The following is a 23,021-nucleotide window of genomic DNA, read 5'->3' on the forward strand; positions in this document are numbered from 1 at the left end:
AGTAAAAGAGCATCTCTTTCGATGCTCTTTTACTATATATTCATTTGAAAATGAAATTTACATATATCATATACTTTCTATATCATATACTTTCTCATGAGAATTTCTTTTTACTTGTTGGTTTACAAACTCCAATACGTGAGCGTATCAAAAACCCCAAGGATAACTAAGGCTACGCCAGAAAACTTCTGAACCAAGGAACCTACCTTTCTGCTTTTTTTAATCAACGATCCATCAAGTTCCAAAAAGCTAATCATGAATAGAATAATTAAAAGTGGAATAGATGTAGCGATTCCAAACAATGACGGTAGTGTAAAGCCCGAAGGAGAAGAAATGGCAACTGGCATTAGGGTTACAAAGAATAAAATAAACATAGTTGGACAAAAAGCAACTGAAAAACTGATTCCCATCCAAAGCGATCCCCATTTCCCCTCTTTAAATGTAACTGGAATCCAACTTGATAGTTTATTAATGAAACGCAACTTGAAGAAGCCTAATAAAAATAAACCAATAAAAATAATCATGGGACCTATAACCTTCCGGAATGCAGAGAAAAAAATAGTGCTATTAGATCTGAAATCATTTCCAATCCACCAAAATAATAGACCAAGCAAAGAGAAGGCAATGATTTTCCTGCTATGAAAAAAAGTACTTCTGTCCACTTCATTTTAGACTGGATACTGCTGGTTCCATAAATTGTGATAGCGCTGATATTTGTAGTGAGCTGGCAGGGCGCGAGTGAACCGATTAATCCTAAGATTAATGCAACTAAAATAGGAAAATCCATTAAACTATCCACCATATTGTAAAACGGGAGACTTAATGTATTACTGATTCTAGTTAGTATTTCATACATACTTACACAACCTTATTCATTATTATCACTCAGGTTTTCCACTGTCCATAATTTCAGTCCAGTTCTTACCGCCGTCAGACGTACGGTAGATATCATTTTTGTATGTCACTAACGTCATTTCTGACTGATTCTTTGGATTTTGTGCTATGAACATGATAGAATTATCGTTATTTATTGAAGGTAACGGTAATTCTACTTCTTCAAGTGATTCCAAGTTAAACTTAATCAAGCTGATACCCTCTTCTTCTAAACTCGAATATACCCCGGTTTTATCGTTTAATACTACACTGGTAACCGGTGTTCCTTGCATTATTGGTGAAAAGGTATCCCCGCCGTCTTCTGAGAAAAAGATCCCTTCCTGACTATTTATAGCCAACAGATTTTTTTTATCAGGATGGGCGGCAAGTCCAATCAACTTAGCAGGATCGATTCCTGACATTTTTCTCTTGTTCCAGTTTTCCCCTTCATCGATTGAAGAATAAAGGCCTGTTTCCAATGTAGAATTAGGTTCTTGGTTTATGACAAACAACTGACCGGATTCATATCCTGCAGAAAGATAATGAAAGTCAGTTTCCCCATAGAATGCCAGCTTGTCTAAAGATTTCCCTTGATCAGTACTCTTGATGATTCCCAGTGGGTTCTTCAAGTCAGAACCATTCTCAGGATGCCCGCTGGAATAAAAACCGTCTTTATATGGAGAGAATCCCATGTAATCATGTTTATTGCGATTAGCCTCTGTCCATTTGTTTTCTTCATATTTATAGAGTCCGTTGTGAGTAGCTATAAAAAAAGCATCGTCATTATTTGGGTATCCTGCACCATGTAGGTGTTCGACATTTTCTGATTCTGGACTTACGAACTTATATTCTTGTGCTGTAGAGGAACATCCGGTTATTAGTAATCCAGATCCAATTAATAGACCAATTGCTTTATTAAGTTTCATATAATTTTCTCCTGCCTTCTTGTTTATTTATACTTTCCACTGATAACCAAATCCCCAAATGGTGGTCAAGTGGTTCTCAATGGGAAAGTGAGCGGATTTTAACTTGTCACGAAGATTCCGGATATGAGAATCTACCGTGCGGATTTCAGTTGCTGCATGATTATCCCATACCATCAATAGAAGCTGCTGCCTTGTATACACTTGTTCAGGCTTCTTCATTAATGCTTCTAGTAATTTAAATTCCTTCAAAGTGAGTGATATTTGCTTTTCATTATGAATTAGTGTGAATGACTGATAATTCAAACTAAAATCCCCTCTGATTAAGAGGTGTGAGTTAGATGTTTGGAACTCATTCTTGTGCCTTCTCAAAGCTGCTTTAATTTTGGCCAGGAGCACTTCTTCGTCAAATGGTTTTGTGAGATAATCGTCTGCTCCGAGTTCAAGGCCTCTGATAAGATCGGCTTTTGTGTCCCTTGCAGTAAGCATGATGATTGGGACCGACGAAAACGTCCTGATCTTTTCACATACTTCCCAACCAGACATCTCTGGCATCATGATATCAAGCAGCAGTAAATCAAATTCTCTCTTCCTCAAATGCTGGATGGCCTCATGACCGTTGTTAGCTTTAACACATGAGTACCCACGCGGTTTGAGAAAAAGTTCAATGAGATTCAGCATTCTCGCCTCATCATCTACAATAAGAATGTTTTTCATTTAGAACCCTCCTTAATAGGAATAAACAGTTGTATAATCGTTCCTTTTCCGATTGTACTCTTCACCTGAATATCACCTCTGTGTGCTTCAACCAGCTCTTTTACAATTGATAGTCCAAGCCCTGATCCCCCATGTTCTCTAGAACGAGACTTTTCAACGCGATATAAGCGTGTGAAGATATTCGGAATTTCATCTTCAGGGATACCGATACCTTCATCTTCAAGCGAGAAGATAGCATTCTTCGAGTCAGAGGTGACAGTAAGAGTAACCATCGTATCTTTATTTGAATATTTCTTAGCGTTATCCAGCAGATTCAAGAAAATTTGTTCCAGACGTATCGGATCTGCATAGATGACCATGTTAGTTGTACAATCTACAAAATGTAATTGAATGTTTTGATTAACAAATGCCGGCTTAACCTTCGTATATAATCTATTTAATAAAGGCCCAATTTCCACTGTTTCCTTGTAAATAGTAAAGGTATTTTCATCAAGCTTTGCAAGTTCAAAAAGATTTTCCACTAGCTGGACAATTGTACCGGTCTCCTCCTCGATAATTTGAAGATATTCCCTTCGCTCCTGCTCCCCGATTTCTTTTCTCTGTGCAATAGTAGTATAACCTTGCACGTAAGTTAGAGGAGTTCTAAGTTCATGAGAGATACTTGCTAGAAATTCAGCTCTCTCTGCTTTTATTGTCTTTAGATCATCAGACAACTTTTGTATGGCTTGAGACAATTGGCCAATTTCATCATTTCCTGCTTGAGGAAGCAAAACATCATAATCTCCTCTATTGATTCTCTCAGTTGCAGACTTCATTTTAATTAGGGGCCGGGTTAAAATCTTGGAAAGAATAAAATGAATAATAATCATTAGGGCTAAACTAAGCCAGCCTGCAATTAGAAAGTGAGAGTTTAGTTCCTTGATTAACTTTCTTAAAGGACCAGTGGGTTTAAACATAAAGATATAACCTTCTTGAGAATTTGCACGATAGGAAGACACAGATACAATGTAATCGTCATTACGGTAGTCATTTTTTAGCATATTGCTATTGGGATAGGAAGCTACAAAAGTTTTCTCTATAACCCTTACCATTCCATCTGAAACCTTGTCCGAAGCAATAATGATATTCTTTTGTTTGTCAGTAACAACAACAATTGCACTTGTTTTTGATTCCATTAGGGCTATATGCTGTAGGGTTTGCTGAGTATAGTTATCCTCTAATACGTCGCGATGACTTTCACCTCTTGATTGAATGGAATTTATTTCTTCATCTATTCTACTGTTCACGATACTTTCGTGGAGAAAAATCAAGATGAAAACAACCAAAATAAATACTGCGATCGTGAAATATACCGTTAACTTGGTAGATATCTTCATTATCAAACCTCAATTCTGAACTATTAATAAGTTTACATTTTATTTTTGAAGATAGTGTGCAGTTTTAACAGTTAACTCTAGCTTATAAATAGTTTTTGTTTCTACATATATTTTGCATATCTACAGGGTAAAATTTTAATGAAACGTAAGTAAGGAGGAGTCAACATGACAATCAAAAGAATTGCTTTGCTTTTCGTAACACTATCTATTCTTGTTCTAGGAGCTTGTTCTAGCAACAACGGAGAAAAGACAAAAAACAACGAAAACCAAAGTGATCAAGAGAAGATGGAAGAAAAAGAAGAAATGGATGATATGGACCATGGTGAAATGAATCATTCTGGTTCGGGTGAAGTTCCAGAAGGCTTGAAGGAGGCAGAAAACCCTAAATATGCAGTAGGAAGCAAGGCTATTCTCGAGACGGAACATATGCCGGGGATGAAAGGAGCAGAGGCGACTATCCAAGGTGCTTATGACACTGTAGTATACACTGTTACTTATTCGCCTACAAACGGTGGTGAAAAAGTTAAAAACCACAAGTGGGTCATCCATGAAGAATTAGAGAACCTCAGGGAAGAACAATATAAGCAGGGAGATGAAGTCGTATTAAATGCCAACCACATGGAAGGAATGGATGGTGCTAAAGCCACAATTGATTCAGCTGAAAAAACAACCGTCTATATGGTCGATTACACCCCAACGGATGGCGGAGAAGACGTGAAAAATCATAAATGGGTTACCGAAAGTGAGCTGTCATCCAAAGAACAATGATATACGAAAAGAGCTTATCCGTACATTTTAAATGGTGGATATGCTCTTTTTTGTAAACTATTACCAAATTTAGAATAATTTCTAGTTTAAAAAGTACAGTAGTGGGTGAAAAAAATAATAAGGAGATGATTTTATGATGAACGGCGGAGGTATGGGCGGTGGCTTTTTTGGAAGCGGATTTCAACATCTTTTAGATAGAGACACGCAACATGTCCTTAATAAAGCATCAGATTGGGTGAAATCCTTTTGCGATGAAGCCGGGGTACCAATTAACTTATGCGGGTTTTCTGAATCAAAAAAGATATTTAAGTTTAACCCACAACTGGATCGCCGATTCCTTATGAAGCTTAAAATGGACGGATTTTATTACAATACTAAAGAAGACCAAATCGAATTTAGGACATTGTTAAATAGTATTGATAAAAGGTCGCCTTTTGTAGAAAGTTCTTCTCTTGCATCCAAGCAATTGGCTGATAAGTTTTACTACGCCACTAATGGATTGCCTTCACATTTGAATAAAATTTTATATGAAGCAACTGCATTAGCAGCAAAATGTGGGAGCGATTCTATAGATGAAAATCACCTTTATGAGGCGTTTAATAAGCTTGAATTTTCTACACGTCCGTTTGTCTCCAACCCTTTTACTGTAAATAATTTCAATATTGTTGAAGCGTTTGAAATTGAGAAGCTTAGAAGTAAAGATGCGAATTAAGGATTGTTTGCTGCGCATACATTCGGTATCCGTTTTCGGTACTATTAGGCTTTGGAATTAAGCCTAAACGCTCGTAATATCGATGTTTGGGGAAATACGAGAGAAGTTTTAAAAAAGTACATGTACCAATTACAAAAAATCATTAGAAACATTAATTGAAAGAGAACTTTTAGCTTTGCTACTTCAAGAATTAAATTCCATTGTTGGAAGTTCTACTGCAACTTGTATAGAAGGTGGCTGACAAATGCCAACTAAAAAGGGGTAGGTTACTCCATTAATACCTTATTGCTTTAATTAAGAGATGATGGTGTATCTTAAATAAATATCTTAATCATGAGGAGTGTATTAAAAGAAATGTAAAAGAAGATTTAGGTTTAATGTTAAATTCTCTACAATTATTTGGTGTGTATTCTGGTCTGGAATTAAATACGAAGCCAGAGAAGGGTGAAGATGAATATCATACTGATGCAATTGGATATTTATGTACGGACTACGAAGGAGAAGTAACGCCTGATGAAAATCAAGCAATTGAAGCTGGACTTTTCAAATTAGATCAATTGCCTGAAGAAACAGACCCTTTTATTAAGAAAAAGTTAATTGAATTAAAAGGGAAGTTTGAAAAATATTGAGTGTAAAGGATAAAACTCTTTGGGTTATCGACACATCTCCGTTTACATAGTTAAGAGACATATTTAGGTTAGTTCTTATTAAACTAAAGAGTGCGTGCGACAAGTTCTGCTATAAGCGTTGTTAAGCGTGAAAAGCAGGGAATTTAGTATTTGAATTCCAACTTTACAACCGAGGATGGGAATGACGATTCCATGTTACCCAAACCATTCCGTCAATACTCCTGCAAGCGTTATAACTGGTAGGTTATAGGGTTTGAAGCACAAGTCGAGTCGGCAGAACGAAGGCTGAAGTCTACAAGCTATGCTAAAGGATATGCCACACTGCTGAAAAACTAGAAATGGTCAAAGAAGATGACCATGAAGTTGCTAAGGGGATCCACCTGATAAGGAGGCCACCCTAAATGAACGTAGGCTATAACTAAAGAACATAAATTAGCTTCTAATACAATGCCCATTATTTTTAAGATGCCAATCATTAAAGCTTTAAAAGAAGATTCTATATTGCGCGTTTACTATGGGAACAACTTAATGTTTTTATTTCACGAAAAAAAATAGCTTTTTTTGCTTTAGTGAAATTTTCATTAAATTCATCGTAAGGGATACCACATTCAGTTTTTCTTGAATTTATAATCGCATGGTTTTTACTTGAAAAAGGTCGAGATATTATAGGTAAAAGCAAGTTCATTCCTCCATTCTAAAAAGGTATAAATTAATAGAGGATAAATATTCCTGTAATTTCATTAGTAATATATGGGGGATATTTTAAAAAAGGATTTCGGATAAGGTTTACAAGCCTATGAGAAAGAAGCCTTTCTACCCCAGTGATGGCAGACAGGCTTCAATGAGTACAACTATTCGAGAGACAAAAGGCAAGTGGAAACCTTTTTACCTCTCTTAAGTAATCATAACCAAGTTATTTAGGAAGTACTCTTATTCTTAAAATATTGAAAAAGGAACCGACCTAGTAATCGATTCATTTATAGAGGGAGGAATCATAATGTTTGATCAGGTGGAGGTGAAGGACATAAACAAAGCGTCGCCGTCAATCCTGGAGGAGGAGAAGGGCGATCCAGGAGGGGGACAAGGTCATATATCACTGGAATTGAACTGATTAATTTTTAAATGAGTTGGGGTCCACGGACCTATTATAATAGCTACGGTTGTTACCTTGTCTATTTTTGTAGTCATTTCTCTTTTCTAAGAAAGATGAATGAGGGGATACTTAAAGAGTTTTTTAGAGTGTTCAGTATAATATTGGTTCTTGGGGCATGTGCTTTAGCTATTTATAACTCGGCAATGAACTCATTGAAGTAAAGCATCTTTCGAGGGTGCTTATTTTAATTTTTCATAGAAATCTTTCCATTGAACATAATAAAAGGGTAGAAGGGAGGTATTTAAAAATGGCACAAAATGATATACAAGAATGCATTACTGAGTGTGAAGCAGCACTTACACATCTAAACAATGCTATGGGAAAAATGGGTCATGCGAAGTCAAAAGAAAAATTACAACATGCAACAACAGATTTACAAGAATGTATTAGCGCTTGTCGTGAAATGTTATAAGAACTTAATACTTAATCTCTAACCAACCTTATTTGAGGTTGGTTTTTTATGTACGCCAGGCATGGCGGCTATCTAGGTGGTGAAAGTCCACTGTGGGGGTACACATCAACCAACCACTAGAGAAGCGCAAGGTACTTATCGTGAGGTAAGGGGTGAAGGAAGCGTGTATCAAAATCTTGGCTCGACGAATAGAAATCTTATACGAAGGCTTTGTAGGTGGATGAGGCTCCATAACAAGTCAAAGTCCGATAAGATGAACGTAAACCCTGCGTAGTAAATCGGGCTAGCAAAGAGGAAAGATAGTCGTCTTACCCTGGGAGATCTCACGGACAGCTCTGGAGTCACCTACTGAGAAAGCTGGTCGGAATAGGTTTATCGTGAGGAGTTAGCCGAAGCCATAGTAGCGAAAAATCAGGAAGGGATGAACAATTTATAGTGTTTCTACACCACAAATGCACGGAAGATATACTTCTGAATGTGTTAATGAGGAGAGTATGAGCGTATCTCAAAGAATACTCAAAAGAGAAGTGTCTTGCCGTCACGTGAGAGGAAAGGGAGAAACGAGTGTGAAACTTTTAGAAGAAATCTTAAATAACCAAAACATGAATCGAGCTTATATGTGTGTGTATCGCAATAAAGGTGCAAGTGGAGTAGACTGAGTGAACGTGGAGGAACTGAAGGAATATCTAAAAAAACATAAGGATGAAATTCGCTTTCAAATCCGGAAAAGAAAATACCAGCAAGCACCAGCACTGCGAGTAGAAATTCCAAAAGAACGGGAAAATGCGTAAATTAGGTATCCCAACGGTCGTCGACAGAGTGGTACAACAAGCAATTAGTCAAAAACTGAGTCCAATCTTCGAAAAGCAATTCAGCAAATACAGCTACTATGGTTTCCGACCAGGAAGAAGCTGTGAGATGGCCATCATTCAAGCTCTGGAGTACATAAACGACGGACATTAATGGTTAGTAGGCATTGACCTAGAACGATTATTTGATACCGTTCATCACGAAAAATTAATGAGAATCATCTCCCATACGATTAAAGATGGGGATGTCATTTCCTTTATTCGGAAATATCTCGTCAGTGGTGTGATGGTATGTGGCAAATTTGAAGACACGTCAGTTGGAACACCACAAGGACGCAACCTTAGCCCACTTCTAAGCAACATTATGTTAAACGAATTGGACAAGGAATTAGGCAAGAGGACTGCGTTTCGTTAGGTACGCAGACGATAGCCTTATCTTCGTTAAAAGTGAAAAAGCAGTGAATAGGGTTCTTACATCTATCTCAAGATTCATCGAGAAGAAACTTGGATTAATGGTGAATATATAGAGGAGCAGAATAGCACGCCCTAGTAAAACAAAGTTTCTGGGATTTGGTTTTATTATGACCCCTTAAAGAGATTGCTTTTTCTGAATTCCCATTTTTTTCTCTAAGAAATTAGAAAACGTCACTTTTCTATTAATCTAATGGTATATATCTTTCCTACTCGGTCAATGCTTTTACTGAGGAGGGGAGAATGATGATTAAACAAGTTTTTTCCATATTGGTTTATCTTTTTTTCATAATCTTTTATTCTATTAATCATGTTGACGGAAATAATGGGATGGAATTAGAAAAAATGATGGATGTTGCTCATAAAAACAATATTACAACCACTTCCTGGCAGGTATATATGAAAACGAAGTTAGGAAATGCAAAGGATATCGAAGAAGTGTATGAAATAGTAGAAAGTACAAAGTTGAGATTTCCTTTTGTGAAAGAATGGACAGGTTTTGATCGAAAAATCCATCATTTTACAATAGAAGGTAATATCAGCAATACCTCAAGTAAATTACTCCGTAAAATTCAAATTTATGCTTATAAGAATGATGATCGATATCAATTGTTTTTAACTTTGGAAGCAACTGGAGATAAATGGGATAAAAAATTATATGAAAGTATGTTAAGAGAAATTGAGATGTACACTGATGTTGAGGATGAGTATTACATATTACAAGGATTCGTAACGAAGAAACTGGATATGGAGGAATCCGCAAAAAAAATTTTAAATGATTTTCAAGCTAATTACGTTGAAGGTCTTAATGAAGACGAGTTTCTTTCAATTTCCGCATACAATTCTAACTGGCAAAGCAGAATTCCATCTAGGAATGATAAGAATATGAATTTACAATTGGGATTCCGTTATAATTCAGGTTTGAATAAAACGAATATAACGATGGGCTCACCCATTATAGTTTCCGAGTATTAATAACTTTTGGGGATAGACAGTTATAGTGGTCTTGCCGACATATCGCGGATTTGATTAATACGATTTCCGGGATTAAACCTCAGGATCTATATTCCGGGTTTTATATAACTGAAGTTTTAAGGCCTCTATAAGACAAAATTTCAATTAATATACATTTTTGCTTTGGTTTGGGTGAAGAGTAAGGATTTAGAAGACACTAAACTCATTCGGTATTTAAGGGATTTTGCTGATTCGTGTCGCCGATGTACAGAGGCTTGCCGACAAGATTCAAAAAAACAGATTTACATTGCTCGAATTAATACAAAATAAATGCTCAAATTAATGTAAAGTATGCATTTGGAGAACTGGAACCATTTATTTTCAAGATATTAACATCTCTTTTAGAGGTTCCAGTACGTAAACATTCGCTAAGCAAATTTCGACATAAAAATGAAAAGCTAATTGTACCAGTAAGATCCTTTGACTGAGAAAAAATAGTAACTTATAATTGCCGATTAATAGCTTTATATAAATAGGTAGAAAAGAATATGTTATATATTCCGATCGGTCCATTCATTAGGAGCGCTTCTTTCCGTGTCGGGTCATTTAATAAAATTGATTGAAGACCAAGGAGTCGCTCAAACAAGAGTGGCTCTTTTGTTTAGAAAAATAATAACATAAATAAAAATAGACTTTCTCCATACTTTCTTCAAATATTTTAATTAATATTAGCTGTGAAGAAATGAATAGGGTGATAATATGTACGATTTTTTTTCGAAAGTAAGCAATATTTTATCCGAGCCTTTTTTAAATCTAACATACGGCACTGAAGGAATACCTATATTGTTTGCTTTTATATTAGGGATTGTAGGTGCACTCGCACCATGTCAGTTCACTGGAAATATAGGGGCTATCACACTTTACGGAAACAAATCTTTGCAGAAGGGGCTGGCGTGGTCAGAAGTCGTCTTTTTCACCTTAGGGAAAATCCTCACCTTTACAGTCATAGGATTGTTAGCCTGGTCTTTAGGTAATGAATTTCAAAGAGATATTATCCCGTTCTTCCCTTGGATGCGAAAGGTAATTGGCCCAGTTTTATTATTTGCTGGTTTGTTTATGGTAGGAATCATCAAGCTAAGAGGGACCTTAACGTTATTAAAAATCCCAAGAGAATTTATTAAAGAAGGAAAATTAGGTTCCTTTTTAATGGGGGTTAGCTTTTCGTTAGGGTTCTGTCCAACCATGTTCGTATTATTTTTCGTAAGTTTAATGCCGGTTGTGGTATCAACTTCCTATGGTTTTGTTTTGCCTAGCATATTCGCAATCGGAACAACTCTTCCTCTATTTATTGCTATATTTCTAATTTGGTATTATGAGGCTGGTGGGACGGTAATGAAAAAAGGGAGAAAAATTGGTTTGGTTATTCAAAGGACTGCTGGAGTAATCATGATTCTTTTAGGGGTGGTTGATACATTAACTTATTGGGCAATCTAACTACCTTTTTTCTTGAAATTTCAATTTATCTAGAGATAACTTAGAATGAGGGAGAATGAATGAATAAAGACAAAAGAGTCTTGTTACTAATTCCATTTTTCACAATCCTAATGCCAATATATTCATTAGCTCATGGCGGGGATGGAAGGGAGCTGTCCCCAAATTACCTGAGTGAATGGAACTACCTTCTAGCTGCGGTATTAATATTCATATTTGGGTTCTACTTAATTAAACTTAGAGAATCACTTAGTCAGTCTATATGTTTTTTTCTCGCACTAGCAGTTTTTTATATAGCGCTAGGAAGCCCACTACATTATCTGGGTGATCAGTACCTGTTTAGTGCACATATGCTGGAGCAATCTATTGTATATGTTGCGTTTCCGCCTTTATTGCTACTTGGGATCCCAATGAAGGTGATAAAGCCAGTTGTGGTATGGGGATTAAGAAAAAATATCTTTTTAATCTTAAAGTTTCCTTTAATTCTGCTTCTTCTGTTTAACGTTTTGTTTCTTTATATCATATACCGTTAATTTTTAATACGGTTGTTGCTGATACTTTGCTTCATAACATGACACATGCTTTATTGACTCTTAGTGCTATACTAATGTGGATTCCATTAATTCCGCTAACAAGAGAGTTAGAAAGTTTATCTGAAATTCAAAAAATAGGTTATATTTTTGCGTCAGGAGTTTTACTCACACCGGCATGTGCATTAATTATTTTTTCAAAGGTTCCTTTTTATACGGTTTACGCACATGCCCCCCAATTGTTTGCTGTACTGCCTTATTTAGAAGATCAACGAACAGGCGGTATCATTATGAAAGTGTTCCAAGAGCTGGTGTATGGTTCAACGATTGGTTATATATTTTTTAAATGGGCAAAAAAAGAAAGAGAGAACGAAAGAAGTTATAACCTGGACGTGATGTAAAATGACGAAGGATAGAATTTTAATTGTTGATGATGAGTGGAATATGAGAAAGTTATTATCCATTCATTTAGGACAAGAATATGAGGTAGTGGAAGCTAGAAATGGAAAAGAAGCATTAGAAATTTTTGTGGGCGAGATAGAAATGAGCTTAATCATCCTGGATATTATGATGCCTGATATGTCTGGATGGGAAGTGTGTAGAGAAATTCGTCAACATAATGAAACAACTCCAATTTTAATGTTAACTGCCAGAGGTGAAGTTAAGGATAAAGTGCAGGGTTTTGATGTAGGTGCAGATGATTACTTAGTAAAACCTTATCAATCAGAAGAGTTACTAGCGAGAGTAAAAGCGCTTATTCGCCGATCTAATTCTATAAAGAAAGAGTCATTTAAAAACTCAAAAAATGAAATCGAGATACATGATTTAAGAATTGATCTAAACGCGAGGGAAGTTTATGTGAATGATCATTATATTGAACTAACACCTAAGGAATATGAACTTATCTTGTTATTTGTACACAATCCCAGATCAGTTTATACAAGGGACATGCTCTTGGACCTTGTTTGGGGAATTCATGAGGTCCTGGACATACGGACAGTCGATTCTCATATTAAGAACCTAAGAGAGAAATTTAGAAAAAATAAGCTTTCATTTATTCCAATTAAAACGGTATGGGGAGTGGGATACAAATTCCATGAGCTTGAGGCAGACAAATGAATTGGAATCGTATTGTTTTTAAACTAGGTGGGAGTATCTTAATCATTGTACTAATAATCCTACTCCCATTAGGGTTTGTTACCCAACAGATTTTCTCGGGATTTTATTATAGTAAGGTTCAGACTCAGCTTATGGACTTGTCTAAGCGATATGCTGAATCAATCTCCTCAATGGAAAACAATGAAATCTTCCACATGTTCGAGACTTTAGCAACGATGACCGATCAGGAAATAGTGATTGTGGATAGTAATGGACAAGTATTCGCAAACTCGGGTCTTCCTAGTTTTGAAGAAAATCGAAAAATAACAATGGAGCCGTTCCGTCTTGGCAAAGATGAAAAAATTCCAAGATATGAGTATTATGATCGTTTGTTAAATGAAAGGTTTATCTATATAGGGAGGCCCATCTTTGATAGAAATGAAAAGTATATTGGCAGTATGTATGTCTTCTCTTCAATTGAACCTATTACTCAATCTTTAGAGGTGATTAAAAATTTGCTAATACTTGCTGGTATTGGCAGTATACTATTGGCCTCGGGCTTGATATATATCGTATCTAAAAGGTTATCAAGACCTTTATTGGATATGGTTTCCGTTACCCGTGGTATGGCTAAGGGAGAACTTAACTCAAGAGTAGGCATTACTACGGGGGATGAAATTGGGACGTTGGGAAGATCAATTAATGATTTAGCCTTTGAACTTGAGAGTTATCGCGCGAATCGTCAGGAGTTTTTCGCAAGTGTTTCTCATGAACTTAGAACTCCTCTTGCATACGTAGATGGTTTTGCAAAGGTTTTAAAAGAGGGCCTTTACGAATCGGAGGAAGAAAAGGATAAGTATTTATCTATCATTGAACAAGAAACAACACGGATGACTAAGTTAGTAAATGACCTCTTTGAACTATCAAAAATGGAAGAAGGACATTTCCATTTACAACTGGAAAAAATTGATCTTATTGAAGTCATTGAAAATTCTTTGGAGAAAACTCGGTTGAAGGCTAAAGAAAAAGGGCTGTTACTCTCCGTTGATTCTATCATTTCGATTCCCAGTATATTGGCAGACGGACTAAGGGTTGAACAAGTTCTCATTAACCTAGTGGAAAATGCCATTAGATATACAGAGGAGGGCTTTATAAAAATCAAGCTGTTCAGTGATGAATCAGAAGTAGTTTTAGAAATTGAGGATACAGGGATTGGTATTCCAGAAAATGAAATACCGTTTTTGTTTGATAGGTTCTATCGAGTTGAAAAATCAAGGTCAAGACAATATGGAGGTACTGGTTTAGGGCTATCCATAGTCAAGCATCTTGTGAGCTTACAAAATGGTTCCATCGATGTTCAAAGTAAGGTAGGAAAAGGCACAAAGGTAAGGCTAGAGTTCCCAGTTTATACAGAGGAGGGATTATCATGAAGAAATTGGAATTCCTCATACCGTTTTTATTGATATTCGCTGGTTTAGCTTGTTTAACCATGTCAGGGACTTTCATGTTTTATCAAGAGTTAGGATCCTACTTTAAGACCTTTGCTACTCTTTGTTTTTGGATGTCTATACCGATAGCCGCCGGGATTATTTTATATCTCATTTATTTTAAAAAAAGGAGTTAATGGTTTTGAAAAATATTAAATTAATTTTTTTATCGATGTTCACATTAATGATGACATTCCCTATTCAGTCGTTTGCACACGAGGGAGAAGAGCATTTGGAAACAGCAACGTATTCATTTATAGACTACAGTATGATAGCTACGGGAGTAATAGCTTTCATTGCTATCATCATAGTTATAATACTAAATCAAAAGAGAAAGTCGATTAATGTAAAAACAAAAGAGGGCCAAGAGAGAAGCAGACAATTTCAAAAATGGATGAAAGTAAGCCAATGGGTTTCCGTCATAGCTATTGTTGTTCTTTTAATTACTGGAGCTGTTACGTTTTTCACTAAGGATAATGTGAATGAGAGTTCTGTTGAGTTAATGCATATACATGGCTTGGGCTTTACCAAAGATGGATCTGAAATATATGTCCCTGCTCATGATGGGTTAAAAGTTTACAGTAATGGTCAATGGTCAGAGGCAGCAGGAGAAAAACATGACTATATGGGCTTTTCCATGGTTGATGATGGATTTTACAGCAGTGGTCACCCAGCCCCTGACTCATCCATGAAGAATCCATTTGGTATTGTTAGAAGTACGAATATGAGGGAGGATTTAAAAACTCTAGGCTTATATGGTGAAATAGATTTTCACGGAATGGACGTAGGGTACAATAATCATGCAATTTACGTATTTAATCCCCAAGCAAACTCCCAGATGGAAGATACAGGGATTTACTATTCTTTAGATGATACAAAAACTTGGAATAAAAGTGGTATGAAGGGTATTGAGGGTCAAGTGTCGGCTATTGCTGTTCATCCGGATCAAGAAGAAGTAATAGCTGTATCAACGAAACAAGGGATCTTTTTATCTAAAGATTTCGGTGATACATTTAAAGAATTATCTGATGTTCCAACTACGGCATTATCCTTTTCAAATCAAGGAAAGCTTTATGCTGGAAGTGTTTCCAGCAAGGTGGAATTATATCAAATAAATATTGAAAATGGAGAAAAAAACAGTCTCCAAATACCATCACTAGAAGAGGAGGATGCAATTGGCTATATCGCTATTAATCCTCAAAATGAAAAACACATTGTTATTTCAACATTCAAAAAAGATATCTTTTCAACAAGTGATATGGGTGAAAAATGGACGGAAATCGCAGAAAAAGGGGTAGGGTCTTCGATTGTATCTAATTAAGTCTACATTCTTATTGTGAGCATTCTGATCATAGAAGTAACAATAAAAAGGAAGATCGATTAAATGTTTCGTGGGAATTTGATCATGAACCTACTGTTGGTAATAAACAAACATTACAAGATAACTTTGAAGTGGAACATGAAAAAAGTTAATGTATTTAATTATTGTTAGTGAAGGTTTTTCATTTTCTAACACATCCATTCAGAATTTAAAGGGAATCCATCGACTATTTAAGGTGAGTACCGGTTTTCTAAAAGGTAGACGTTACAAACTAAAAGCTAACGTTGTTCCAAGTGGATAAGAAACGTCCACTGTCACAAAATGAATTTATATTGGGTGGAAAGAGTAACAAAGAAGCAGTAATAGTATATGAATCATTAACAAAAGTAATTGATTGCAGAAGGATATCATCATCTGTCTTTCGAAGATAAATCCAGTCAAATAAAAACATAACGATGACCTTCACATTTAAAGATGATCAAACAAGAGAGTCTTATATGATATGAATCCATACCTAGGAGCAATTGATCATGTTGAGATTATGAGTGAGGATGGTGAACGTTACGTTCACCATCCTATGAATAATGAAACAAGTGTCCAGAAGCTACAATTTTCCGTTTGTAGTAGAAGTACCTTAGTCTTACCTATAAAAACATGAGAGGAGAGACTTTCATAATGATGGGTCTCGGAATGATGTTAAATATGTTACTTTGGATTGTTATTATCGGTTTTGCAATTTATGGTTTTATACTGATAATAATGAAGCCTTTTGAAAGCAAGTCAAATAAAGCACTAGCCATTTTGAAAGAACGCTATGCACGTGGAGATATCTCAAGGGAAGAATATGAAGAAAAAAGAGAACTTTTAAAATGAAAGATTATCCTACTGGCAATATAATTTACAAGTAAACCCTAAATAAGTAAGGAACTGATATTTACTCGACAAAAGAGCTTAAAATCAGTTCCTTTTTCTATGGATTCAATCTCCATATTTTCTACACATTTATCTTTTATAGTTAAACCAGTGTGATTGATAAGTTCTCAATGAAGGGTTGAATTATTAGTGAGTAATGTTAAATGTGAATGTGGGCATCTAAATAAAACTGGAACAGAATTTTGTGAAGCTTGCGGAAAGCCAATTCAGCTTATAGAGGGTCAGAAGTTTTTAAATATGCGCTATGAGGGGGTAGCAAGGAGATCGAAAACCAGTCAAAGAACGATAGTGGATAAGATTTGGAATTTCTTTTCTTCTGTAAAGGTAGGAATATGGATTATTTTTTTAACCCTAGTCGCCTCTGCTATAGGAACCTTTTTACCGCAAGAAATGTATATACCACAAACTAAAACACCAGAAGATTTCTATCGTGAGCAATACGGAATAGTAGGATATATTTATTACATTTTTGGTTTCCATAATTTATATGGTTCATGGTGGTACATGTTGTTGCTCGCGGCAATGGGATTGTCATTAATCATTGCAAGCTTGGACAGGGTAGTACCTCTGTATCGCGCATTAAAAAAACAACGGGTGACAAGACACGATAGCTTTCTTAAAAGACAAAGAATTATGGGTGTCACAGTTCTTTCGGAAAGCCACGGGTCAGTAAATAAAGTCTCGAAACACCTTAAAGAAAAACGTTATAAGGTTCGGGAAGATAAAGGAAATATTTTAGCAGAAAAAGGTCGATTTTCAAGGTGGGGACCCTATGTGAACCATCTAGGGCTAATCATCGTGCTTATTGGCGCAATGCTACGCTTTTTTCCAGGGATGTATGTGGATGAAATTCTGTGGGTGCGAGATGGGGAAACTGAAGCAGTACCTGGTACGGATAGAAAGTACTATATTAAAAATGAGAAATTCATCTTTGAAACTTATGGAAAGAAGGATAAAAAATATCAGGAAGTAATCCTGGAAGAAGGAAATACAATTCCTAAAACCTATCAAACAAATGCAGTTTTATATGAAAATAAAAATCAAGGAATAGCTGGTGCTAAACCGGAATTGGTTCAGGTAAAAGATGGTCCTATTACTGTTAATAACCCCATGAAAATTAACGGATTTGCCTTTTATCAAACAAGTTATAAACAAGGGGAATTCCATAAGATGAGGTTTGAATTAGAAGAGAAAGAAAGTGGGGAGACTTTTGGTGATATCGAATTAGATTTATTAAACCCTAAAACTCATTTTGACCTAGGGAAGGGGTACAGTGTTGAGCTTCTAGATTATTTCCCTGATTTTGAATTTGATTCAAAGGGAGAGCCATCGACAAAATCTAAACTTCCGAATAATCCGGCATTTATTTTTAGGATGTATACTCCTAATACCCCAGAGGGAGAATCTAGTTTCGTCGCAATTCAACAGAACTTAGAGCCGCTTGGAGAAAACCAATACAAAATGACATTCTCAGGATTGGATGTCAGGAACCTGACTGGCTTGACTATAAGAAAAGACTATACGCTATGGATATTGGGGATTGGTGGTTTCATCTTTATGATTGGATTAATTCAGGGGTTGTACTGGAACCACCGTCGAGTTTGGGTGCGAGTGAATGAAAATGAAGTGTTAATTGCAGCTCATACGAATAAAAATTGGTACGGAATAAAAAAAGATATTGAGTATGCTCTAAGAAATTCAGGCCTCAATGTACCTGTAGATCAAGTTGAAGAAAAAGGAGATGGAGCAGATGATTGATATTAGTAATTACTTATTGGGCGGAGCATTTTTCACCTATTTAGTTTCAACGATTTTTATTTGGGGATCTCTCTCCTCCAAAAATAATAAAGGTAGTTCCAGAACAAAAAGATGGGAATTTATTTCTTTAAATCTGTCAATCTTTGGCCTTGGCCTTCAACTAGGATTTTTTGTGACTAGATGGATCGCCATTGGTCATGTTCCGGTAAGTAATATGTTTGAGTTTACAACATTTTTCGGTATGATGATCGTTTTAGCTCATGTCATCATTTATTTTATGTATAAAACTAATATCATTGGTCTATTTAGCATACCAACCGCTCTAACAGTCATTGCATATGCAAGTGTATTTTCAAAAAAAGCTTCGCCCTTAGTTCCTTCCTTACAAAGCTATTGGCTAAAAATACATGTGACTACAGCAGCACTTGGTGAGGGTATACTTGCGCTTAGTTTTGTAGCCGGTTTTATATATTTGTTACGAGTTGTCGATCAATCAAAAAGAAGTAAGGGAACATTTGGGATTGAGTTTGTTTTCTATTCGATTTTAAGCACTCTCGCTTTTGCAATAATCTCTTATACTTTCACTAATTTGGAATTTGAAACGACTTTTAAATGGGTAAGTGAAACGCAACAAGAAGAAGAATTGGTTTATCAATTACCGGCTATTGTAGGACCGCCAAATGGGGAAGTCGTAAATACTACGCATTCATTCAATCCAATAGTAGAAGCCCCTTCTTGGATGAATGGGAGCCAAGCCCCACGTAAATTAAACACATTAGTATGGTCTCTTTTGGCTGGGGCAGTTCTTTATTTAACGCTAAGGCTTATTTTGCTGAAAAGAATTGGTGCAAAGGTTCAGCCGTTATTAGTGAATATTCGTCCTGAGCAATTAGATGAAATCAGCTATCGATCTGTCATGATTGGATTCCCAGTATTCACCTTAGGGGCACTTATTTTTGCTATGATTTGGGCCCAAGAAGCATGGTCAAGATTTTGGGGATGGGACCCAAAAGAAGTTTGGGCACTGATTACATTCCTATTTTACGCAGCTTATCTTCATCTTAGACTATCTAAAGGCTGGGAAGGGCAAAGGTCTGCATGGCTCACCGTTTTAGGTTTCGTTATTATAATGTTTAACTTAGTTGTTGTGAATCTCGTCATCGCTGGTTTGCATTCATATGCTTAGGAGGTTTTTATGGATAAAAAGAAAAGGAGATTAGTTATAAGAATAAGCTTGTTGTCTATTTTCACTTTCTTGATTGGGTATGTGCTCTATACAAATATAACAAACAGTAATAGCGGAATGATCCAGGCGGGTGACCAAGCTCCAGACTTTCAGTTAGAAACATTAAAGGGAGAGACCGTCAAATTAAGTGACTTTAAAGGTCAAGGGATTTTTTTGAATTTTTGGGCAACGTATTGTCCGCCATGTAAAGAGGAAATGCCCTATATGCAAAACCAATATGAAGAATTTAAAGATAAAGGAGTAACGATATTAGCTATTGATGTTGGGGAACCCAAAGTAACGGTTGATAAATTTGCAAAAAGGTATGGCCTTACATTTCCTATACTCTTAGATCAAAATCAGGAAGTACTAGATTCTTATGGAGTGGGTCCCATTCCGGTAACATTCCTAATTGATGAAGACGGGAAAGTGGTAGAAAGAGTAACAGCTAGTTTATCAGAAGAAATAATTAAAAATTACATGAATTCTATTATGCCTGAAAAATATCAAGAGTGAAGGGAGTAACCTACTCCCTTTTTCTATGGGAAGGAGTCGTATATCCTATGACTGATTTGAATGCCCTGTTTGCATTCGGAGCGGGAGTATTATCATTCATCTCTCCATGTTGTTTGCCCTTATATCCAGCGTTTTTATCTTATATTACAGGAATGTCTGTTGAAGAATTAAAAGAAAACAACAGCAATCTGGTTAGAAGAAGGGCCATCCTTCATACGATCTTCTTTTTGTTAGGTTTCACATTAATATTCGGGGCGATTGGGTTCTCGACATCTTTTATTGGAACCTTTTTTCTTCAATATGATGACTTGATCAGGCAAGTTGGGGCTCTTTTAATTATATTTTTTGGTCTTGTGACAGTTGGATTAATAAAACCTTCTGTTCTGATGAAAGATATGAAGGTACTATCTTTTAGAAATAGGCCAACTGGATATATGGGGTCAAGCTTAATAGGTGTAGGTTTTGCTGCGGGATGGACTCCGTGTACTGGCCCGATTTTAGCTTCTGTCATTGCTTTAGGAGTGACGAACCCAAACCAGGCTTTATTCTATATGCTGATGTATTCTCTAGGTTTTTCTTTACCCTTTCTTGTCATGGCTCTTTTTATTGGGAAACTAAAATGGATAAAGAAGTACAACCTCATAGTTATAAAGGTTGGAGGTTACTTTATGATAATGATGGGTGTGTTCTTATTGTTAGATTGGATAACAAAGGTTACATCATTTCTATCTAGCCGTTTCTTTGACGGGTTTACCGGGTTCTAATAATTAATTGAAGGAGAATTATATGAAAATCAGTAGGTCAACCTGGTTAATAGTAATTGTTATAATTATCTTCATTCTTATAAACATGCTTGTTAATATTTTTACCGAAAATAATCAAAAACCTAAAGATAAGGATATTAATATCATCAATGGAAACATCCAAACACATTAAGTGCAAGGGGAAATAGTTATGGCATTATTCTACTATAGAAGACTAAAAAAAATATTAATTCTATTATTAGTTATTATTTCTATTTATCCACCACTGACTGGACTAGCTCATTCGAGTCTTGAGAGAACTTACCCTGAAGAAGGAGAAAAGCTAAACACTAGTCCAGAAACGATTGAGGTATGGTTTCAAGACCTAGTCGTCCTGCACTCAGAGTCAATTAAGGTTAAGAGTAATAAGGGAAATTACATTGATATGGGTAAAGCGTATATTGATCCGAACGATAAAACTCATATTATAGGTGCTTTACCAGAAGAATTACCTTCAGGTTTATATATTGCTGAGATAAATGTAATTGCATTAGATGGATTTGTAATGAAAGAAAGAATAACATTTCAAATGACAAATGATGAAGGGATTTTGGGAGAGGACAGACTAAAAGTCTTGAAATATTCCCCAGTAGATGGTGAAATCACCAATCAAACAATTAAGCAGATTGATCTTTGGTTCAATAAACCAGCTGAAATTACAGCAATAGGTGTATTTGATGATAAACAGCAATCTATACGTTTAGGTACTCCTGAGATCGATCCTATTAATCCTAATCATCTTACTATATCAATTGAGGAAGTTCTTCATTCAGGTACATATCAGGTAACTTGGTATGCAAGACCAATTGATGCTGATGTTAGTAAACCCGATATAGTAAACGTATTCTATTTTGCTGTTGATGAGTTCTCTCCAATACAGCAATCACATATAGGAGAGTCAACTAACTCCTTTTCAATCCAAAACTTTAGTTTAAAACAGGTAGGGTATTGGTTTGTATTCATTGGACTTTCGATATTATTTGGAGGATCTTTCTTTCTTCAGTTTATTGCAAAGGAGAAAAAGAATGTAAGGTGGAGGAAGATATCTTCTATATTTTTATCGTTTGTAGTAATCGGAGAAGTTATTATTCTTCTGCTTCAAAAAGGAGAATTACAAGGTCTTTCAATTGAAGAATTTTTGAAATTGAAATTCACTTTGATTCCATTACTTCAAATTCTGTTTCTTGCACTAGGATACTCAATAAAAAAATATCAAATTTACTTTTATAGTGTTCCAGTGATACTAATGCCCTTTGTTGCAGGCCATGCGGCTTATCCTCGATATGGCGGACTTGTCACGATGGGAATTAATGCTCTTCATTTCTTGGGAGCAGCTATTTGGATAGGAGGGCTCTTTGCCTTGATGATCCTGACTAAAAAAGCTGAGATGAAGAACTGGATAGCAGAAGTTATTCCAAGTTTCTCAAAATGGGCGTTTCTTAGTTTAATCATAATCATCGTGACTGGATTTATCATGACTTTTCAGTACGTACCTTCATTTTCTGCCAGTAGTTTCATTGAAAGTGAGTGGGGAAAGATTATAATTCTTAAAATAATCGTGACTATGTTAGTTGTGATAATTGGTTTTTTCCAAAGAAGATCTCTGAAAAAGTGGATGGAAAGCACTTTACGTCTCATAATGAAACGAGTAAGAGTTGAGCTCATCTATAGTGCAATTATTTTATTGCTTGCATCCTTATTAGTTGTTTCAACCCCTGGTGCTGCTGAACAAGGAGTCTATCCTCAAACCATTGGGGATGGTGGAGATGAATTGAAGGTCGGTTTTTCACCATTGACACCTGGATTAAACGTTTTAACAATGGATTTCACTAGTAAGAATGTTAAGGATGTAAAAGTGAACCTGTCCATGCCACCAACGTATAATGTTGAATATAACGCTTTTAAATTAGATGAAGACACATTTAAAATAACTGGAAACTTGTTGCATGCATCTGGCACCATGAGTATGGAGGTTATAGCTTTCTATCAGGATGGTACTAAAAAAAGGTTCCTGTATAAAGTTGTTGTTCCTGGTGAATTAAGATTTAATGAATAAATCTTT

The 23,021-nt window shown here is 35.8% G+C and carries 22 protein-coding genes and 2 pseudogenes; 18 read left to right on the top strand and 6 right to left on the bottom strand.

Annotation, left to right across the window (positions count from 1 at the left end):
* Nucleotides 1-122: 122 nt before the first annotated feature.
* The 4 genes from BAA9072_RS15365 to BAA9072_RS15380 form a co-directional block, all read right to left on the bottom strand.
* Nucleotides 123-662 (bottom strand): urease accessory protein UreH domain-containing protein, encoded by a 540-nt coding sequence (locus BAA9072_RS15365; protein WP_330999300.1) that lies wholly within the window; start codon nt 660-662, stop codon nt 123-125.
* 219 nt (nt 663-881) lie between these two features.
* The gene (locus BAA9072_RS15370; protein WP_201715562.1) at nt 882-1,799 is read right to left on the bottom strand and encodes a F510_1955 family glycosylhydrolase; all 918 of its coding nucleotides are present in this window, start codon (nt 1,797-1,799) and stop codon (nt 882-884) included.
* 27 nt (nt 1,800-1,826) lie between these two features.
* Nucleotides 1,827-2,513 (bottom strand): response regulator transcription factor, encoded by a 687-nt coding sequence (locus tag BAA9072_RS15375; protein WP_201715563.1) that lies wholly within the window; start codon nt 2,511-2,513, stop codon nt 1,827-1,829.
* On the bottom strand, nt 2,510-3,889 hold the full coding sequence (locus tag BAA9072_RS15380; protein ID WP_230980892.1) for a sensor histidine kinase: 1,380 nt from the start codon (nt 3,887-3,889) through the stop codon (nt 2,510-2,512). The genes BAA9072_RS15375 and BAA9072_RS15380 overlap by 4 nt, the downstream gene beginning before the upstream one ends.
* A gap of 165 nt (nt 3,890-4,054) precedes the next feature.
* Here BAA9072_RS15380 and BAA9072_RS15385 point away from each other — a divergent pair, with 165 nt between their 5' ends.
* Together BAA9072_RS15385 and BAA9072_RS15390 are read left to right on the top strand one after the other, a co-directional pair.
* Nucleotides 4,055-4,657: a YdhK family protein gene (locus tag BAA9072_RS15385; protein WP_201715564.1), complete on the top strand. Its 603-nt coding sequence runs from the start codon at nt 4,055-4,057 to the stop codon at nt 4,655-4,657.
* Nucleotides 4,658-4,790: 133 nt separating this feature from the next.
* Nucleotides 4,791-5,369: a hypothetical protein gene (locus tag BAA9072_RS15390; RefSeq protein WP_201715565.1), complete on the top strand. Its 579-nt coding sequence runs from the start codon at nt 4,791-4,793 to the stop codon at nt 5,367-5,369.
* Here BAA9072_RS15390 and BAA9072_RS15395 read toward each other — a convergent pair.
* Nucleotides 5,347-5,499, bottom strand: a complete 153-nt coding sequence (locus BAA9072_RS15395; protein WP_201715598.1) for a MerR family DNA-binding transcriptional regulator — start codon at nt 5,497-5,499, stop codon at nt 5,347-5,349. The two genes, BAA9072_RS15390 and BAA9072_RS15395, sit on opposite strands and share 23 nt — an antisense overlap.
* A 214-nt stretch (nt 5,500-5,713) precedes the next feature.
* On the opposite strand from BAA9072_RS15395, the gene BAA9072_RS15400 reads away from it, so the two are divergent.
* On the top strand, nt 5,714-5,998 hold the full coding sequence (locus BAA9072_RS15400; RefSeq protein WP_330999301.1) for an NUDIX hydrolase: 285 nt from the start codon (nt 5,714-5,716) through the stop codon (nt 5,996-5,998).
* A 496-nt stretch (nt 5,999-6,494) separates the two neighbouring features.
* Here the strand turns inward: BAA9072_RS15400 and BAA9072_RS15405 are convergent, their stop codons facing one another.
* On the bottom strand, nt 6,495-6,677 hold the full coding sequence (locus BAA9072_RS15405; protein ID WP_201715567.1) for a hypothetical protein: 183 nt from the start codon (nt 6,675-6,677) through the stop codon (nt 6,495-6,497).
* Between the two features lie 721 nt (nt 6,678-7,398).
* On the opposite strand from BAA9072_RS15405, the gene BAA9072_RS15410 reads away from it, so the two are divergent.
* The 15 genes and pseudogenes from BAA9072_RS15410 to BAA9072_RS15480 all read left to right on the top strand — a co-directional run bounded on the left by BAA9072_RS15410 (nt 7,399) and on the right by BAA9072_RS15480 (nt 23,015).
* Complete coding sequence (locus BAA9072_RS15410) at nt 7,399-7,563, top strand: hypothetical protein (RefSeq protein WP_201715568.1); 165 nt, start codon at nt 7,399-7,401, stop codon at nt 7,561-7,563.
* 659 nt (nt 7,564-8,222) lie between these two features.
* Nucleotides 8,223-8,354 (top strand): hypothetical protein, encoded by a 132-nt coding sequence (locus tag BAA9072_RS24540; RefSeq protein ID WP_269139965.1) that lies wholly within the window; start codon nt 8,223-8,225, stop codon nt 8,352-8,354.
* Nucleotides 8,347-8,787, top strand: a pseudogene (locus BAA9072_RS24300) (reverse transcriptase domain-containing protein). Before BAA9072_RS24540 ends, BAA9072_RS24300 begins: the two are co-directional and overlap by 8 nt.
* A 299-nt stretch (nt 8,788-9,086) precedes the next feature.
* The gene (locus tag BAA9072_RS15420) at nt 9,087-9,818 is read left to right on the top strand and encodes a YwmB family TATA-box binding protein (protein ID WP_201715569.1); all 732 of its coding nucleotides are present in this window, start codon (nt 9,087-9,089) and stop codon (nt 9,816-9,818) included.
* A gap of 738 nt (nt 9,819-10,556) precedes the next feature.
* Entirely contained in the window at nt 10,557-11,291 is a 735-nt protein-coding gene (locus BAA9072_RS15425; protein ID WP_201715570.1) for an urease accessory protein UreH domain-containing protein, read from the top strand.
* Nucleotides 11,292-11,401: 110 nt separating this feature from the next.
* Nucleotides 11,402-12,219, top strand: a pseudogene (locus BAA9072_RS24305) (cytochrome c oxidase assembly protein).
* A gap of 1 nt (nt 12,220) precedes the next feature.
* Nucleotides 12,221-12,937 carry a response regulator transcription factor gene (locus tag BAA9072_RS15440; protein WP_201715572.1) on the top strand — a complete coding sequence of 239 codons (717 nt, stop codon included), beginning with the start codon at nt 12,221-12,223 and terminating at the stop codon, nt 12,935-12,937.
* Entirely contained in the window at nt 12,934-14,346 is a 1,413-nt protein-coding gene (locus BAA9072_RS15445) for an ATP-binding protein (RefSeq protein WP_201715573.1), read from the top strand. Before BAA9072_RS15440 ends, BAA9072_RS15445 begins: the two co-directional genes overlap by 4 nt.
* Before the next feature lie 199 nt (nt 14,347-14,545).
* Nucleotides 14,546-15,724 (top strand): F510_1955 family glycosylhydrolase, encoded by a 1,179-nt coding sequence (locus tag BAA9072_RS15450; protein ID WP_201715574.1) that lies wholly within the window; start codon nt 14,546-14,548, stop codon nt 15,722-15,724.
* Nucleotides 15,725-16,399: 675 nt separating this feature from the next.
* On the top strand, nt 16,400-16,597 hold the full coding sequence (locus BAA9072_RS15455) for an SHOCT domain-containing protein (protein WP_201715575.1): 198 nt from the start codon (nt 16,400-16,402) through the stop codon (nt 16,595-16,597).
* A 189-nt stretch (nt 16,598-16,786) separates the two neighbouring features.
* On the top strand, nt 16,787-18,415 hold the full coding sequence (locus BAA9072_RS15460; RefSeq protein WP_201715576.1) for a cytochrome c biogenesis protein ResB: 1,629 nt from the start codon (nt 16,787-16,789) through the stop codon (nt 18,413-18,415).
* Nucleotides 18,408-19,601 carry a c-type cytochrome biogenesis protein CcsB gene (gene ccsB / locus BAA9072_RS15465; RefSeq protein WP_201715577.1) on the top strand — a complete coding sequence of 398 codons (1,194 nt, stop codon included), beginning with the start codon at nt 18,408-18,410 and terminating at the stop codon, nt 19,599-19,601. The genes BAA9072_RS15460 and ccsB overlap by 8 nt, the downstream gene beginning before the upstream one ends.
* A 9-nt stretch (nt 19,602-19,610) precedes the next feature.
* Nucleotides 19,611-20,156, top strand: a complete 546-nt coding sequence (resA, locus tag BAA9072_RS15470; protein ID WP_201715578.1) for a thiol-disulfide oxidoreductase ResA — start codon at nt 19,611-19,613, stop codon at nt 20,154-20,156.
* A gap of 47 nt (nt 20,157-20,203) precedes the next feature.
* The gene (locus BAA9072_RS15475; RefSeq protein WP_201715579.1) at nt 20,204-20,920 is read left to right on the top strand and encodes a cytochrome c biogenesis CcdA family protein; all 717 of its coding nucleotides are present in this window, start codon (nt 20,204-20,206) and stop codon (nt 20,918-20,920) included.
* A gap of 190 nt (nt 20,921-21,110) precedes the next feature.
* Nucleotides 21,111-23,015 (top strand): copper resistance protein CopC, encoded by a 1,905-nt coding sequence (locus tag BAA9072_RS15480; protein WP_201715580.1) that lies wholly within the window; start codon nt 21,111-21,113, stop codon nt 23,013-23,015.
* Nucleotides 23,016-23,021: the final 6 nt, after the last annotated feature.

The sequence above is a fragment of the Rossellomorea arthrocnemi genome, from assembly GCF_904424705.1.
Classification (GTDB): domain Bacteria; phylum Bacillota; class Bacilli; order Bacillales; family Bacillaceae_B; genus Rossellomorea; species Rossellomorea arthrocnemi.